At 38.3% G+C, this 13432-nt stretch carries 11 protein-coding genes and 1 tRNA gene; 11 read left to right on the top strand and 1 reads right to left on the bottom strand.

Going from position 1 to position 13432, the window contains the following annotated elements; all coding sequences use genetic code 11:
• Positions 1-3 precede the first annotated feature (3 nt).
• The 3 genes from ADICYQ_RS20215 to ADICYQ_RS20205 all read left to right on the top strand — a co-directional run bounded on the left by ADICYQ_RS20215 (position 4) and on the right by ADICYQ_RS20205 (position 1992).
• A complete protein-coding gene (locus ADICYQ_RS20215; RefSeq protein ID WP_040417349.1) occupies positions 4-1059 on the top strand; it encodes an aminotransferase class V-fold PLP-dependent enzyme in 1056 nt (351 codons plus the stop codon).
• A gap of 12 nt (positions 1060-1071) precedes the next feature.
• The gene (locus ADICYQ_RS20210; protein ID WP_020889883.1) at positions 1072-1647 is read left to right on the top strand and encodes a MarC family protein; all 576 of its coding nucleotides are present in this window, start codon (positions 1072-1074) and stop codon (positions 1645-1647) included.
• A gap of 271 nt (positions 1648-1918) precedes the next feature.
• Positions 1919-1992: transfer RNA gene (locus ADICYQ_RS20205), tRNA-Pro, on the top strand.
• Between the two features lie 310 nt (positions 1993-2302).
• Here ADICYQ_RS20205 and ADICYQ_RS20200 read toward each other — a convergent pair.
• Positions 2303-2581, bottom strand: coding sequence for a transposase (locus ADICYQ_RS20200; RefSeq protein WP_040417279.1), 279 nt, complete (start codon positions 2579-2581; stop codon positions 2303-2305).
• A 664-nt stretch (positions 2582-3245) separates the two neighbouring features.
• Between ADICYQ_RS20200 and ADICYQ_RS29040 the strand changes: the two genes are divergently transcribed.
• From ADICYQ_RS29040 to ADICYQ_RS20165, 8 genes are all read left to right on the top strand, one after another.
• The gene (locus ADICYQ_RS29040; protein ID WP_051160303.1) at positions 3246-4949 is read left to right on the top strand and encodes a carboxypeptidase regulatory-like domain-containing protein; all 1704 of its coding nucleotides are present in this window, start codon (positions 3246-3248) and stop codon (positions 4947-4949) included.
• Positions 4922-6061 carry an outer membrane beta-barrel protein gene (locus ADICYQ_RS29035; RefSeq protein WP_161625618.1) on the top strand — a complete coding sequence of 380 codons (1140 nt, stop codon included), beginning with the start codon at positions 4922-4924 and terminating at the stop codon, positions 6059-6061. Before ADICYQ_RS29040 ends, ADICYQ_RS29035 begins: the two co-directional genes overlap by 28 nt.
• A gap of 127 nt (positions 6062-6188) precedes the next feature.
• A complete protein-coding gene (locus ADICYQ_RS20190; protein ID WP_020889877.1) occupies positions 6189-6932 on the top strand; it encodes a GLPGLI family protein in 744 nt (247 codons plus the stop codon).
• Between the two features lie 441 nt (positions 6933-7373).
• Entirely contained in the window at positions 7374-7904 is a 531-nt protein-coding gene (locus ADICYQ_RS26290; protein WP_020889876.1) for a PRC-barrel domain-containing protein, read from the top strand.
• Positions 7905-8092: 188 nt separating this feature from the next.
• Entirely contained in the window at positions 8093-8845 is a 753-nt protein-coding gene (locus ADICYQ_RS20180) for a patatin-like phospholipase family protein (RefSeq protein ID WP_020889875.1), read from the top strand.
• Between the two features lie 401 nt (positions 8846-9246).
• Positions 9247-9558: a hypothetical protein gene (locus tag ADICYQ_RS27230; protein ID WP_146947563.1), complete on the top strand. Its 312-nt coding sequence runs from the start codon at positions 9247-9249 to the stop codon at positions 9556-9558.
• Between the two features lie 177 nt (positions 9559-9735).
• Positions 9736-12654: a sensor histidine kinase gene (locus ADICYQ_RS26285; protein WP_020889873.1), complete on the top strand. Its 2919-nt coding sequence runs from the start codon at positions 9736-9738 to the stop codon at positions 12652-12654.
• On the top strand, positions 12632-13432 hold an 801-nt coding region (locus tag ADICYQ_RS20165; protein ID WP_040417278.1), incomplete at its 3' end, for a response regulator. The genes ADICYQ_RS26285 and ADICYQ_RS20165, both read left to right, overlap by 23 nt.

Here is a 13432-nt window from a genome sequence, read left to right as displayed (position 1 = left end):
GCTATACTCACTTTTGCTCCGGGTCCATCTAAGGTACATGACAAGCTACCTGACTATTTTCAGGAGGCTTTTCAACTAGGAATCTTAAGTGCCAATCACCGCAGTGCGGTTTTCATGGACCTTTATAAAGATACCGAAAGGCTATTCAAGGAAAAATTGGGCGTTCCCAATGATTACAAATTGCTCTTTACTTCCTCTGCTACAGAAAACTGGGAAATCATTACCCAGTCATTGGTTTTAAAGTCCTCTTTCCATATTTATTCCGGTTCATTTGGAAAAAAATGGTTTGGCTTTGCCAAGCACATCAATCCCGATACTGCCGCTTTGGTACTGGACAAAAACACGGCCTTGGCAGTAAATGACCTGGAAATTGGGTCTGATTTTGACATCATCGCTGTCACACAAAACGAAACGGCCAACGCTACCCAGGTCAGCAATGAAACCATAGCAGCCATTGGAGAAAAGTATCCAGACAAAATGCTAGCGATAGATACCACCTCCTCTATGGCGGGAATCAATCTTGATTTTAACTTAGCTGACATCTGGTATGCATCCGTTCAGAAATGTTTTGGCCTGCCTGCAGGTCTGGGCGTTTTGATCCTTTCCCCAAAAGCCGTAGAAAGGGCCAAGGAAAAAGGCGAAAACGGAAGGTACAACAGCCTTAATTTCATGTTGGAGAATGCTGCCAATTTCCAAACGCATTATACCCCAAATGTTCTAGGCATTTTTCTGTTGAATAGGGTATTGGCTGATATGCCAAATATCAAGGAGGTACATGAAAAAACAGAGGCAAGGATGAAGACTTTGGAAAGCATCGTTGAAAATTCCTCAGCCTTGGATTTCCTGGTTAGCAATCCTGCGACCAGAAGTAGAACAGTATTAGGAGTAGGGGGAGAAGAAAGCTTTATTAAACGCATTAAATCTGAAGCTGAAGCCAATGGAATGCAAATGGGTAGCGGCTATGGCCCATTAAAGCCAACTAGCTTTAGAATTGCTAATTTCCCCGCATTGAATGATTTGGAGTTTGACAAATTAATTGTCTTTCTCAAAGCATATTAAAATAAGTTTATAGTGTTTGATTTAAAGGAAATATTATCTGTTACCCTGATTTTGTTTTCTGTGATTGATATTTTGGGTTCAATACCAATAGTGATCAATCTTAGAAAGAAAGTAGGCCATATTCAAAGTGGTAAGGCTACAATTGTAGCGGGGATATTGATGGTGACTTTCCTGCTAGTAGGAAAATCTATTTTAAGTCTGTTTGGAATAGATGTCGAAGACTTTGCGATCGCCGGTGCTTTGATCATCTTTGTCATAGGGGCAGAGATGATCCTGGGCATTGAAATATTCAAAACCGATCCTGAGGCAAGCTCAACCAGTACTTCAATTGTACCCATAGCATTTCCCTTAATTGCCGGGGCAGGAACATTGACCACTATCCTAACACTTAAGGCAGAATTTGGACAAGCCAATATTGCAGTTGGGATTATCTTAAACCTGGGTATCATATATGTCGTTTTGAAAAGCACTCATTTTCTGGAGCAAAAACTAGGGAAGACAGGCTTGGATATTTTACGAAGAATATTTGGCATCATACTACTTTCAATTGCCATCAAAATATTCAAGACAAACCTATTTCCCTTGTAGAATTTAGCGATAAATATTTATTGACTGTTGAAATGCGGTTAAAAATAATTCAGCAGGTCGGTGTAGTCTACAAAAGTATTGTTGCGTCATGTTAAAATTTCAAAACTACCTGATTTCCTTGTGATTGCAATCCCAACAACCATGACAAATGCCTATAGAGCATTCAAACACAGATTAGGGCGAAATAAAAAATTAAAATAAATTGAAAATAATGTGCAATCCTTTTTGATTTACTCAATTTTTACTTACTTTTGTCTTCCCAATAAGTCAACGGGGTGTAGCGTAGCCCGGTATCGCGCCTCGTTTGGGACGAGGAGGTCGTAGGTTCGAATCCTGCCACCCCGACAAAGCCAGTTCATTGCGAACTGGCTTTTCTTTTTTCCAGCCATCTTTTTTTCTAAAAAAACCACCTGTTTCTGAGTCAAGCTCAAAATCTGGGGAGCCTCATTTCAAGCATAAATTTTTGACAATCTAAAAAGGGAAATTCCATGTTGGTAACTCCTCTGAATGGAGTCCTAAAAGCCTTTATTTTTGCATTAAATGATTCAGCTGAAGCATTGGTACTTCGGTTGTCAAAAAGTTGAAGATTGATGTGTAGTCATTTTGTATGGTTTTAGATACTATATTGAATGATTTACAACCTGCTGCTTCTACTTCATTGTACCATGGAGCTAATTTGGTGAAGGCTACTCCTTTTACTTTTCTCGTTTGGAAGTCCCTTGCCAAGGACCTGAATAGTTTTGAGATTAAATGACTTTTTTAATTCTTTGCTTAATTCTATTTCTTTATTCTCCTGATCAATTGCCTCCCATCTATGGAAAATTCTCATTTCCTGAACGGCATCATAGACCATTTTTTGAACATGAAAACGATCAGTGACTAAGTGAGCTTTACGAAAACTTCCACCTACGATCTTTTGGTACTGATCCGGCACTTGGGGTTATTGGCAAGCTCAGCCAAAAAAGTGAGCATTCCACTGATGCATTAGGAGTTGAAAATGGAAGCTTCCCCATAAATGAGTTTGGATTAACTGCACTGATTGGTAAGGGGAAAAAATAACCCGTATTTCTCTTTTCTACTTGAGTGAAATCAATTTTTAGAAAATTCCCATTTTAATAGGATGTGTTTGTCACTTTAAAAATTAGAATTATTTCCATAGCTTTTTCCTAAATAAACATTATTTAACAATTTAGTATTATGTTTTTAGTTATATTATTACTATAATTGTAGAAGTTTGATAGTCAATAGTATAGTACTATATTTCAGTATTTGTCGATTTTTAATTGAATGGCACTACTTGAAAGAAGGAATTTTTGATTTGTTTAAAAAGATAGCTATACGAAGAAGAAAAGTGAAGGCGCATATACTATTAGAATTTGAAGCTCAAGAGTAATAATTAAAAAAGTCGATTAAGCGTTTCAAAAAGTTAAATTCGCTCAACTTCCACTTTTTTAATTGGATTCATAAACATCGTATTCAATCCTGAGCCTGTCTTCTGACACTACCAATTCAACTTGTAAAGGTGAACTGATAGTGATCAATGGTGTGATCGTTTTTAGTCAAAGAAATTATTGTTATTAACATAAACCTGAAAAAAAATGAAATTGCTCATTTCATGCCTTCTTCTGGCCTTCATCACTTTTGCCTCCCATGCCCAATCCAAACTTACTATTCGGGGAGTGGTGAAAGATACCACGAATATGCCGCTTGATTACACCTCTGTGCTACTTCTTAGCCCAAAAGACTCGACCTTGGTAACATACACCCTGACTAATGAAGACGGAGAATACCAATTCAAAAACGTAGAAAGACAACCGCTGCTCATCAAAGCCACCTATATGGGCTACCTTCCCGTGCAAAAGGAACTGGTTCTTCCCGAAACAGGTGATTTGGAAGTCGATGAGATTCAGTTGATGCCAATCTTACAGGAACTCTATGAGGTAGTGGTGAAAGCCGCCAAAGCACCGTTGATGATGCGGGGAGACACGCTTGAGTATGATGCAAGCAAGTTCAAAGTTCCCCCTGGAGCGACCCTGGAAGAATTGCTCCGCAAGCTGCCTGGAATACAAATCGACAAGGATGGAAATATAGTTGCACAAGGGGAACAAGTACAGAAAGTAACAGTGGATGGAAGGCGCTTTTTTGGAGGTAACACAAAAATGGCCACGCAAAACTTGAATGCAGAATCAGTAAGCAAGCTTCAGCTGTTCGATGACAAGTCAGAACAGTCAAAGCTAACAGGCGTGGAAGATGGAGTGAAGGAAAAAACCTTGAACGTTGAGCTGAAGGAGGAAGCCAAGAAAGGAGGTTTTGGTAAGCTTTCTGCAGGAATGGGTACAGACGGAAGATGGACTGCAAATGCCTCATTCAATAAATTTGACAAAGTAAACCAATTTTCGGTGATCGGCTACGGCAATAATGTCAACCAATCCGGTCTGAGCTGGGATGACTTACAGGAGTTTAAAGGGAGCAGTGCTTTCCAATATGGCGACACTGGGGACTTTGGTTTTAATGGAAGGGGTGCGACGAATTATATTTCGTTTTCAGGTGGAGACAATGAAGAATCCTTCGAAATTCCCTTCAATAACCTCAACTCTGGCTACTCCAACAACCAAGCCATAGGCATCAATTATAACTACCTGAAGGATAAGAAGGATTTTAATAGCAACTACTTCTATAGCCGAAGTGATCAATCGCTAGAGAGTTTCAATAGCAGGACAAATTTCTTGCAGGACAATACCTCCTTCACTTCAACTGACCAAAGCTCACAAAATAACATGGCAGGTCACCATCGGGTAAACCTTCGTTTTCAAAACGAATTAGACAGCGCCAACACCATCACCATTACCGCAAAAGGAAGGCTAAGTTCACTTACGACATACTTGGCCAGCCATCAAGAGCTGATTCGCAGTAGCACGGAGCAAAGCCAAATGGATAGGAACAACCAATCGGATAAATGGTCTGGGGCCTTTCAGGGCACAGCAATTTATAGGCATAAATTCAAAAAAAATGGACGAAACTTTGCTGCCAGTATCAGTGATACGTATAGTAAGGCAGACCAAAATGGTATACAAAAATCTGTTGTAGATCTCATGAACTCAACAGACCCAAATACCTATTTCCGAAACTTGGATCAATTGAACCAGTCACTGAATGGCTCTAACCTGATCAAGTCAAGCCTACTCTTTGTCGAACCAATCAAAAAATATTTTTCTGGGAGACTTTCTATAATTTCAGCCAGTCACAGAGCGAAACAGACCGACAAGTATATGATGTGGAATCGAGCGACACCCAAGAGCTAAATCCAGACCTCAGTCGACTTTTTGAAAATACAATTACCTACAACAGATTTGGTTCTAGCATGCGATATGCCAACAAAGGCAATAACTTAAGCGTAGGTATAGCCGCCTCCAGTTATCGATTAAATGGACAATTTTCAGTCGTAAAAGATAGTGAGATATTAGGCCGAGTGAACAAGAGCTACCTTAATTTTACCCCTAATGTAACTTACTCGAAAACAATGAAAGGGAACAAGCGTATCAATGCAGGCTATATCATGGGCGTCAATCCCCCAAATATCGCCGACCTACAGCCATACAAAGACATATCTAATCCTTTGTATATACGGGAAGGAAATCCTGATCTAGAGCCTGAAGTAACCCATTCTTTCAATACAGGGTATAGCATGTATGATCCTGCCACGTTTATAAATTTGCGGGTTTCATTCAATTCAACATTCTATCAGAATCAAGTAGTTCAAAATCAAACCATAGACCCAGAAACCTTTGTCACTACCTACAAGGCAGGAAATGTTTCAGGGGGGCAGCGTTATAACCCATATCTAGGTTTTGGTTTTCCCATCGTAAAAACCAAGGCTTCCGCGTACATATCTGCAAATCCTTCCTATTCTAAAAGCCTCTCCCTCATCAACTCAATCGAGACAGAGACCCATACTTTTAGCAATAACTTTGGGGTAAATTTAAATCTGACACCTTTAGAATGGCTCAGCCTATATACCGGGTCATCTTTCCGACTTAGCAAAACCAAATACGAACAGAACCCCTCCCAAAATCAGGACATAATAAATTGGAGTGCTTATAGTAATATGAACATAAAATTCCCCAAAGATTTTTACTTAGATGTGAAATTCAACTACAACCAATATAAAAACGAAAGTTTTGGATTTGATCAGGAAGTACCTATCCTCAATGCATTCGTCTATAAACTACTCGGCAAGACTAAAAAATGGGAAGTCAGGCTATCTGGATATGACATCTTCAAGCAAAATCAAACCATCAGCCAGTTTGCAGGCCAAAACTACGTTTCCACTGGAAGGATTGAAACGCTATCAAGGTATTTCCTACTTGGAGTTACTTATAATATGCGGGGAGTAGAAGTAAAAAAATATAGATAGCAGAGTAAGTTGATTCCTTCTAATCTAACATTGTATAAGTAGTTAAATAGAAAGGTTTCAATGTTGGTATATTTTGCAAATCCATTCCACATATTCAGATTCAGCCATCTCTTAAAATATTCAAAAAATGAAATTAAAATACCTAAAGATCCTTATTCTATTATTAATTTCCACAGGAGTAAGAGCCCAAAATATAGTGGGTGAGGTAGAGTACCGATACCGCATATTCTATGATAAAATCTATTCCAGCCTCCCTCACATTACCGAGCAGGAAAAGGATAGAATTCTACTCACTTGGAGTAATCCTGATGGCTACAGCACTCGGATGAAACTTCAGTTTTGGCCAGAAAAAAGTGTCTATACTTTCGGAGAACCCTATCAAGTCCAAAGCTACTCTTGGCAGGTAAATGACTATTTCATTGAAAACAATTTAGAAGACCAGACCTATCTGAAATACATGGACCAAATGGGCAAAACTTATATCGTTCGTGGCAGCCTAAATACTCCAAAATGGAGGGTAATGAACGAAATACGGGATATCCTGGGACACATGTGTATGAAAGCTGTGTCTGAAGACAGCATTAAAGGCCAAAAGATCACTGCTTGGTTCGCCTCAGATATTCCCGTTTCAACGGGTCCGGAGGAGCAATTCGGGCTTCCAGGTTTGATTTTGGCTTATGACATCAACGATGGCATGCTTATCGTGGAAGCCGAGAAAATCACTTTTGGAGAACCTGAAGAAATCACCACCCTGCCAAAAAGAATGAGAGGGAGAGAGGTATCGGGCGCTAAATATCAGGACATGGTCCAAGAGTTTATCCAATCATCCATCAAAAGCAAGCGAGCTTGGATGTGGACAATAAGGTATTGAGAAGGCTATAGAGAGTTAAACCTGAAATATGCAATAGACCTTCTGTTACGTGCTGAAATCGCTTTAAAAGTAGCCACATCCCACTTCCAAAGCTTTTGAGATTAAAACGCCTTACTTAATGGTCGCAAAACTGAATAATTTGAAATTATAAGGAATTTCAAGTCCCCACCTCGATACAATTTGCATTGCCTGCTAAAAGAAATTTAATGAATCATTTTGAAGGTTTACTTAGCCCAATTGTGAAAGCTTCTTAATAAATTATAAGAAAGGAAATGCCTTTATTAAATAAATAATTAACTGATTAAATATTTATTTAATCTCTTTTTTAGTTATTTAAAACAAATATATAAAGATTTAATAGTATTTTAAGATTATATTGGTTTTGGCACAAATCTTGAGAAATACTGGTTAAATGATTTTCTCATTAAACCAACTATTAAAATGAAAAATGCAAATGATTTTCAGTTAAGAGGAACGGATTTAATTTCACGTAACGTTAAAACTGCGAGAGATGAGTCTGTTGGCTCCATCAAAGACATCGTTCTTAACAAAACCACGTCTCAGATAGATTATGTCGTATTAAAGGTAGACGAAGGGTTCTTGAACCTTGGCTCAAAACTTCTTGCGCTACCTTTCGAATCTTTTGGTTTCACCCCTTCCTATGATGATGCCATATTTGTAAGGGAGACCAAAGAAACACTGGAAAATGCGCCAGGTTTTGATAGTGACAACTGGCCGACTGGTCCACAAGGAGAGTTCCTTCATACCATGCGATCCTATTACAGTGAAGATGACCGAAGTCTTTATGGACGATATGACTTTGAAAATAGAACCATTTTCAACCATCAGGATACTTTGGATACAAGCGCTGATAGAATTAAAGATAAGAGTTCTGGTAGTGGCTTCCTAGAAAAAGACAGACGGGGTGACAGACCTTCCCACATTGAAAGAGGAGGAAATCCCATTATATAAACCCAATAAAAATTAAGTTATTAAAAGCTAACCCATTAAATGGGTTAGCTTTTATTTTTTTATACAGAACAGGCCATCTTGCTTCCATGGTGGTCAATAAATAGCCAATAACCCCAATTAAATGACTAAGATCATATTGTAGGTTTGATACCCTTTGTAAATTTACAGCACTATAAGCAAAATAAAATATGAATACAGGTCTTGTACTTTCTGGCGGTGGAATGAGAGGTGTTGCACACATTGGTGTGATAAAAGCACTGGAAGAGCATGGTATCTATCCTACCCACATTTCTGGCACCAGCGCAGGGGCCGTTGTAGGTGCACTTTATGCAGGTGGTGTTGGTTGGCCTGAAATGTTGAATTTCTTCAAAACCATTCCGATCTTTCATTCCAATAGGTATGCCCTCAGTAAACCAGGTTTTATTGATACTGAAAAATTTTATGAAAACTTCAAGGCCTTTTTTCCCGAAGACAATTTCAATGTTTTGAAAAAACCGCTTTATATAACCGCCACCGATATAATTAATGGAACGCTTAAAATTTTTCATAAAGGCCAACTCATAAAACCTATACTTGCTTCAGCCTCCGTTCCGGGGATGTTCACTCCCATAAAAATAGGCAATGACTACTATGTAGATGGAGGTGTTTTGAACAATTTTCCTACTGAACCACTGCAAAAAGATTGTGAAAAAATAATTGGTGTTTATGTGAATCCCTTAAAAAAGATCAACATAGTAGACCTAAAACATGCCTATAGCGTAGTTGAAAGGGCTTACAAAATAAAATCAGCCTCCGAATCCATCCTAAAATTCACAGATTGTGATATAGTAATATCCCCAGAAGGTTTGGCAGGATACAATACCTTTGACATGAATGGAATCGATGAAATTTTTGATTTGGGCTACTTAGCGGCTAAAAAAATTCTGGAAGAACACAAGTAAACCTTAACAGCCTGATCCAAAAGGTTGGACCTCAATAATCCCCTATAAAAATTGTTCCTGATCTATGTCATACCTAGGTACGTTTGGCAATTATATATTTGTCAAAACAGTACATGTACACCACAACGTCAACCTATATTGGAAAAATGTCTTGGCTAAGCTACTCGGTGGCATTCCTAGCCTGCCTAATGTTAGGTCTGGCCTTGCAGTGGGTCATTTATACCTTGTTTAAAGCAAGCAATACAAAAAGCCCGACTGTTTTAAAAACCCAACTGCTGAAGCACCTTAAGAAGCCCAGCAAATTTTTAGTCTCGATACTCTTAATTTTCATCTATTTAAACTTTTTAGAATTAACTGATATTTGGTATAGGCTTATTGAGGCCATTATCATTATCAATTGTATGTGGCTCCTTATTGAATTTCTTCGGTCGGTAGAAAAGGATATACAACACAAATTTGAGAAAGCTACCGGCCATAATTCGAAAGACCGAAAAATACTTACCCAAATCAGGTTTATCAAAAACATGGCCTTTATAATCATCGTTACACATGCCATCACCCTTATTCTATGGAATATTCCTACGACCAAAAAAATAGGTGAGACAATACTCACTTCTTCGGGAATTATTGGGGTTAATTCAGGACCCTTAGTCCAAAAGCCAATGGTCGATTTATTGGTGACAGAAACGAATGAGCCTACCTCGAAGTATTGAGTTCCTACTAGTCTAATGAATAAATGAAATAAAATATGTATTTTACGAGAACAACCGTTAGAATATACTAAAGAAATTCATCCTGATACCCATCAAAAACCCTATTAATGAATTCCTCAATTATTTCAAAACCCTTAAAATTATGAGGAATATAATACTTGCATTAACCTGTATAGAATGGCAGCGGAATTAAAAGACAACGAACTCTTTAAAGGCATTTTTGAATCTTCGGTAGAAGGAATATTGGTAGTAGACCACGAGGGTAGTATAATCAGGGCAAACCCTTCGGTGGAAAAAATGTTTGGTTACCAAGCAGGAGAATTGATAAAGAGACAAGTAGAAGACCTTATTCCCGAAAAGTTTCAAAAAAATCACCAAGGTCATAGAATGCATTATGCAAAGAAACCTAAAAGTAGGTCTATGGGCAAAGGCATTGATTTGTGGGGTCTTAGAAAGAATGGTACGCAATTTCCATTGGAAATAAGCCTTAGTCCAACCAGTATAAATGAGAAAAAAGTAGTCATCGCCTTTATAATGGATATCTCTACCCGGTTGTCGGCATTAAAGGAGGCTGCCATTAATTCAGAAAGGATGAATGAGGCCCAAAGTTTAGCCCATGTCGGTAGCTATGTTTGGAACCTGCAGACCAATGAAAGAAATTGGTCGGACGAATTTTATAAGATATGTGGTCTCCCACCAGGCGATGAAAAACTAACCGTTGAAACTGCCAGTCAGTTTATTCATCCTGAAGATAGGAAGGACACGTTGGCTGCCATTGATTCCGCCATTAAAAACCAAACACCTTATTCTAAAAACACAAGATTTGTTAGGCCTGATGGTACAGTAAGGTTTATAATGGCCAAGGGCAAAGCAACCTATGACACCAATGGCAATCCCTTAGAATGGTTCGGAACAATCCAGGACATTACAGCGGAGAAAACCATTGAAAATATGCTGTACATTCGAAATCGTGCCTTGGCCGCAACCGCTAGTGGCATTATTATTTGCGATGCACTGCAGCCAGATTTCCCCATTATCTATGGCAATGATGCTTTTTCGAAGACAACAGGCTATGATAGAGATTATTTCATTGGTAAAAACTGCCGTTTTTTACAAGGTCAGGACAAAAATCAGAAGGAAATTAAGATCATGGCTACTGCATTAAAACAGGGGAAAGGTTGCCGTGTAGTTTTGCGTAATTACCGAAAAGATGCTTCTTTGTTTTGGAACGAGGTTGCCATCACACCGATATACAATGACAATAAAGTATTGACCCACTTTGTTGGCGTGCAGAATGATGTTACAGCGCTCAAGGTGGAAGAATACTTTAAAATTGGGCAATCTCATGTGATGAATATGATCATCCAGCATGAGCCACTAAAAAACATTACGGATAAAATTGTTGAAACAATAGAAACGGCCATTCCCAATTGCGTTGGTTCTATTCTATTGCTGAACAAAGAAAATGGAACCTTGCATAAATTGACAGTGACCAATCTACCCGAAGGGTTTATGAATGCAATTGAAGGAATTGCTATTGGCCCTCTACAAGGATCCTGTGGTTCCGCTGCTTTTTTAAAAAAAGAAGTCATTGTTACCGATATTTCGAATGATGCCAATTGGAAAAAATACAAGGAACTAGCTTCTACTTATAACCTTAAAGCATGCTGGTCATTCCCCCTATTTTCCTCAAACCAAGAGTTACTGGGAACTTTCGCAATCTACTTCAATACGCCAAGGAAACCACTTGCTGTTGAAAGGGAAATAATATTCAATATAACCCAGGCAACAAGTGTGGCCATTGAACAACACAATGTTAGAACGGCTTTAAACAAAAGTAGAGAAGAACTGGCTACCTATGCAGAATTACTTGAAAACAGGGTTTCTGAACGCACTACAGAGTTAAAGGATATCGTCCAAAAATTGGTGGAATCAAATTTAAGCCTAGAAGACCAAATTCAGGATACTAAAGCCGCCGAAAACAGGGCACTCAGCAGTCAGGAACTATTGGGAAATATTTCTAAAAATTTCCCAAAGGGCTTTGTCGCAGTCGTTAATTCAAAGTATGAATTGATATTTATGGGGGGCGAAGAATTGGACGAATTGGGATTTAGAAACTTAGCGGACTCTGCTATTACAATAAGTGAGATCACGATCGTACCAGAAGAAGTAAAGAAAAAGGTGGCCACAAATGTTCAAAAAACTTTTGAAGGACAACACTGTTCATTTGAAATATATTTGCAAAGTAGATCCTATTTAGTCAATACTACACCCTTATTTGATAAGGACAAAAATATTGTCCAGGTCTTGTTGGTGAACAATAATATCACGGATCAAAAAAAGATTGAAATTGAGATTCGAAATACCTTACAGAAAGAAAAAGAACTCAATGAATTGAGATCACGCTTTATCTCAATGGCCTCTCATGAATTTAGAACTCCTTTGAGTGTTATTCTTTCTGCTACAAACCTGATTGAAAGGCAGAACGAGCCTGGCAAAGAGGATAAGCGGCTAAAATATGTAGGCAGCATAAAATCGAGTATAAAAAACTTAGTGGCCATACTCAATGATTTCCTTTCGCTGAGCAAACTGGAAGAAGGAAAAGTAGTGGCCCAGCCAATTTTATTCGACTTTATAGATTTCTCCAAATCATTGGTCGAAGAAATTCAAGGAATTAAAAAGAAAGGTCAGGTAATCAACCTACTATCGAATCAAACCATTATTGAGGTAGGTCTTGATCCCAAATTAACACGACATATTTTACACAATTTATTGTCGAATGCCATAAAATATTCTGACGAAAACAAGACGATTTCCTATACGATTGATTGTAACGATGAAAAATTATTGTTAACCTTTAGTGATCAAGGCATTGGCATACCAGAAGAAGAGGTATATCAATTGTTTCAGCGCTTTTATCGTGCCAAGAATGTTACAAATATTCAAGGAACAGGCCTTGGATTGAATATCGTAAAACAGTATACTGAATTGATGGGGGGGAATGTCAGCTTTGAGAGTAAACTTAATGTAGGAACCACTTTCACCGTTGAACTACCTATAAATTTAATGAAAAATGAAAAAAATACTGCTAATTGAAGACAATCGGGAAGTTCTCGAAATGACCGCAGAAATCCTTGAACTTGAGAACTTTGAAGTAACTACTGCCGAAAATGGGAAGATTGGAATTGAAAAAGCCCAAGCATTCAAACCTGACCTTATTTTATGTGACATAATGATGCCCATAATTGATGGTTACGGCGTATTTGAGCAATTAAGCAAAGACCATATAACAGCAAGTATTCCTTTTATTTTCCTTACGGCAAAATCAGAAAAATCAGATTTACGCAAGGGCATGACAATGGGGGCTGATGATTACCTGACCAAACCTTTTGAAGCACACGAATTGCTCGAAGCAATTGAAGTTCGTCTTAACAAGAACAGCTTTTTGCGAAAGGAATTTGCCAAGAACGTTGAAGGAATCAATGAATTTATCAAAGAAGCCACAAAATACCAAAATCTAAAAGAGCTTTCGGAAGACAGAAATCTCACAGAATTGAATCCCAAAGAAGTAATTTTCTCGGAAGGAAGCACCGCCCACAGCCTATATTTAATTCAACATGGAGAGGTTAAAACCTTCAAACACAACGAAAATGGGAAAGAGTATGTTACAGGCATGTTCAGCCGCGGCGATTTTATCGGACAACTTTCAATTTTGGGAAGTTCTGGACTATATACCGAAACAGCCATTGCACTAAACAAAGTTGAAATATGCAGTATTCCCAAAGAAGACTTTACCCAACTATTGTTCAATAATAAGGATGTTTCGAACAAGTTCATCAGTATGATTTCGAATAATGTCCTCCATATTCAGGAT

The organism is Cyclobacterium qasimii M12-11B (assembly GCF_000427295.1).
Lineage (GTDB): Bacteria > Bacteroidota > Bacteroidia > Cytophagales > Cyclobacteriaceae > Cyclobacterium > Cyclobacterium qasimii.
The sequence above is the reverse complement of the archived record's forward strand: the minus strand, read 5'-3'. Positions and strand labels throughout refer to the sequence as shown.

Bases quoted from the DNA above. Each gene is read 5' to 3' on its own strand.
- ADICYQ_RS29040 (WP_051160303.1), top strand. From the start codon at position 3,246: ATGAAATTGCTCATTTCATGCCTTCTTCTGGCCTTCATCACTTTTGCC.
- ADICYQ_RS20190 (WP_020889877.1), top strand. From the start codon at position 6,189: ATGAAATTAAAATACCTAAAGATCCTTATTCTATTATTAATTTCCACA.
- ADICYQ_RS26290 (WP_020889876.1), top strand. From the start codon at position 7,374: ATGAAAAATGCAAATGATTTTCAGTTAAGAGGAACGGATTTAATTTCA.
- ADICYQ_RS20180 (WP_020889875.1), top strand. From the start codon at position 8,093: ATGAATACAGGTCTTGTACTTTCTGGCGGTGGAATGAGAGGTGTTGCA.
- ADICYQ_RS27230 (WP_146947563.1), top strand. From the start codon at position 9,247: ATGTGGCTCCTTATTGAATTTCTTCGGTCGGTAGAAAAGGATATACAA.
- ADICYQ_RS26285 (WP_020889873.1), top strand. From the start codon at position 9,736: ATGGCAGCGGAATTAAAAGACAACGAACTCTTTAAAGGCATTTTTGAA.